The organism is Nodosilinea sp. P-1105 (assembly GCF_012911975.1).
Classification (GTDB): domain Bacteria; phylum Cyanobacteriota; class Cyanobacteriia; order Phormidesmidales; family Phormidesmidaceae; genus Nodosilinea.
Genome location: NZ_SMDQ01000145.1, coordinates 1 through 2,421, shown reverse-complemented (window position 1 = coordinate 2,421; position 2,421 = coordinate 1). Strand labels below are relative to the sequence as shown.

Genomic DNA, 2,421 nt, shown 5'->3' with positions numbered 1-2,421 from the left:
CAGCAGGGGAATATCGTCAACCCGTTCTGTGATAACGGTTAGAGGAGTTTCCATAGCCCAAATCTAACCTAATTGGCCGACCTCACTCAAAAATGAGCGAACCGGGAGTTCGTATTCAATTTGGGTGAGAAAGGGAATGTCAGCTCTTGTAGCCTTTCGAGTCGTGACCAGGGCAGACATATCGACTCCTTTGAGGTAACCCCATAAAGATACAATCTGCATGTATCTCAAAGTAGAGCCTTCCCTCTTCTCTGTCAAGATACATACTGTCTGAATGTATTTGTGCGATCGCCATGCCACCCAAGCTGACCAAAGCCGAACAAACCCGCCGCACCCGCCGGGCCATCTTGGATCGAGCCCGCCATCTATTCGCTACCCAGGGCTATGCTGCCACCGGCACCGAGGAAATTATTCGGGAACTGGGGATTACTCGAGGAGCGCTCTATCACCAGTTTGGCGACAAGCTGGGGGTATTTAAGGCGGTGGTAGTGGAAGCCTACGACCAAATCACCGCCCACATTCGCACCCGCATTGCACCCTTAGAAACCAATTGGGCGCAACTCGTGGTTGGCTGCCAGGCCTTTTTGGAAGTGGCTCAGCAGGAAGACTTGCGGCGGCTGGTGTTTATCGAAGCGCCCGCTGTTTTGGCGGCAGATACCCTGGTAGAAATCGATCAGTATGGGTTTGGTTTGCTACAAGAATCAATTCAGCTAGCGGTGGCGGAGGGGGACCTCCAGGTGGTTGATGCGGAGGGCTTTGCCCATTTGGTGAACGGGGCGCTGAATGAGCTGGCGGCCTGGGTAGCCCAATCGGAGGATCCGCAACGGCTGAAAACTGCCCAAAAGCTGATCGAAGCGTTACTGATTCAGCATCAGGGCCATCGAGTTATGGGTGGGCCTTAATCCCTGCCAGCACTATGGCGATCGCCGACTCGGTAAAGTGCTCGATCGCTTCCGGGGTGAACCACTCAAAGTCAGGCTGCACATTGCGCATATTGGCCTGGGCATTGAAATAAAACGTGCAGATGCCCATGATGTGGTTGACCGTCAGCCAGGGGTCCACCGGGCGAAAATCACCTGATTGGATACCCCGTTCAACGACAGCACTGAGAACCGACTCTATGTGGGTTGGTTTGGGGTGTTGATGATTCCAACCCTACTGACTGCCACCACCTGTTTTGTAATTGCTTTCATCGCCGCCCCGCCGGTGGATATCGACGGCATCCGGGAGCCTGTGGCGGGTTCTCTGATGTACGGCAACAACATCATTTCCGGCGCTGTGGTGCCCTCCTCCAACGCTATTGGCCTGCACTTCTACCCCATCTGGGAAGCCGCATCCCTCGACGAGTGGCTGTACAACGGCGGCCCCTACCAGTTGGTGATCTTTCACTTCTTGATTGGGGTGTTCTGCTACATGGGCCGCGAGTGGGAGCTGAGCTATCAATTGGGCATGCGCCCCTGGATTTGCGTGGCCTACAGTGCCCCCGTGGCCGCCGCCACCGCTGTGTTTTTGATCTACCCCATCGGTCAGGGGTCCTTCTCCAACGGCATGCCCCTGGGCATTTCGGGTACCTTCAACTTTATGCTGGTGTTTCAGGCTGAGCACAACATTCTCATGCACCCCTTCCACATGCTGGGGGTCGCGGGTGTGTTTGGCGGGGCACTGGCCTCTGCTATGCGATGTGATCAACCGGGCCAACCTAGGCATGGAGGTGATGCACGAGCGCAATGCCCACAACTTCCCGCTGGATTTAGCCTCAGGTGAAGCAATACCAGTTGCTTTCAGCGATGTCCCTGTGATTCGCTAACTTAAGTAGCCATCAACGTAAAGCAATTGAGCGCGCCTGCGATCGCAGGCGCATTTTTTACTGCTGACGAGCTGAGACCCATCGCAGATTTGCCTGACTCATTTGTATACCTTCGCGACGATTGAGTAATGTGGCAAAACTGAATCTCTATAGACATCTCATCCCATGCGAATTGAGCCATACACCCCAGATTATCTTGATGCTGTTGTGCGTCTGTCACTGCGGGCCTGGGCACCCGTTTTTGACTCCATTCAGAATGCCCTTGACGCTGATCTGTTCCATGCTTTCTACGCTGATGGCTGGCGTATCAGCCAGGAAAAAGCGGTTACAGAGGTCTGCGCTGCCGATGACACAACGGTATGGGTCGCGATCGATGGAGCAACGGTTGTGGGCTTTATTGCGGTCAAACTAACTGTAGAGGACAGCATGGGCGAGATTTACATGGTTGCTGTCGATCCAGAAGCTCAGGGTCGTGGTATCGGCAGTCAGCTCATCGAATTTGCCCTCAATTGGATGAAACAGGCTGGTATAACCATGGGTAGTGCATTTTAGTGCAGGCCAGAGGAAAAGACCGGATGACCTTGCTTGGCCAGCTTCTCTCTGATGCAGCGATT

The 2,421-nt window shown here is 54.2% G+C and carries 3 protein-coding genes and 1 pseudogene; 3 read left to right on the top strand and 1 reads right to left on the bottom strand.

Annotated elements, in window-relative coordinates; all coding sequences use genetic code 11:
• Nucleotides 1-293: 293 nt before the first annotated feature.
• Entirely contained in the window at nt 294-902 is a 609-nt protein-coding gene (locus E1H13_RS26375) for a TetR/AcrR family transcriptional regulator (protein WP_169617931.1), read from the top strand.
• On the opposite strand, the gene E1H13_RS26370 is transcribed toward E1H13_RS26375, so the two are convergent.
• Nucleotides 886-1,062 carry a hypothetical protein gene (locus E1H13_RS26370; protein ID WP_347404226.1) on the bottom strand — a complete coding sequence of 59 codons (177 nt, stop codon included), beginning with the start codon at nt 1,060-1,062 and terminating at the stop codon, nt 886-888. The genes E1H13_RS26375 and E1H13_RS26370 overlap by 17 nt on opposite strands.
• Before the next feature lie 18 nt (nt 1,063-1,080).
• Between E1H13_RS26370 and E1H13_RS26365 the strand changes: the two are divergent.
• Together E1H13_RS26365 and E1H13_RS26360 are read left to right on the top strand one after the other, a co-directional pair.
• Nucleotides 1,081-1,807: pseudogene (locus E1H13_RS26365) on the top strand (hypothetical protein).
• A gap of 165 nt (nt 1,808-1,972) precedes the next feature.
• Nucleotides 1,973-2,359 (top strand): GNAT family N-acetyltransferase, encoded by a 387-nt coding sequence (locus E1H13_RS26360; protein WP_169617930.1) that lies wholly within the window; start codon nt 1,973-1,975, stop codon nt 2,357-2,359.
• Nucleotides 2,360-2,421 lie beyond the last annotated feature (62 nt).

Excerpts from the sequence above, each read along its gene's own strand:
- E1H13_RS26375 (WP_169617931.1), top strand. The coding sequence starts at position 294 with ATGCCACCCAAGCTGACCAAAGCCGAACAAACCCGCCGCACCCGCCGG.
- E1H13_RS26360 (WP_169617930.1), top strand. The coding sequence starts at position 1,973 with ATGCGAATTGAGCCATACACCCCAGATTATCTTGATGCTGTTGTGCGT.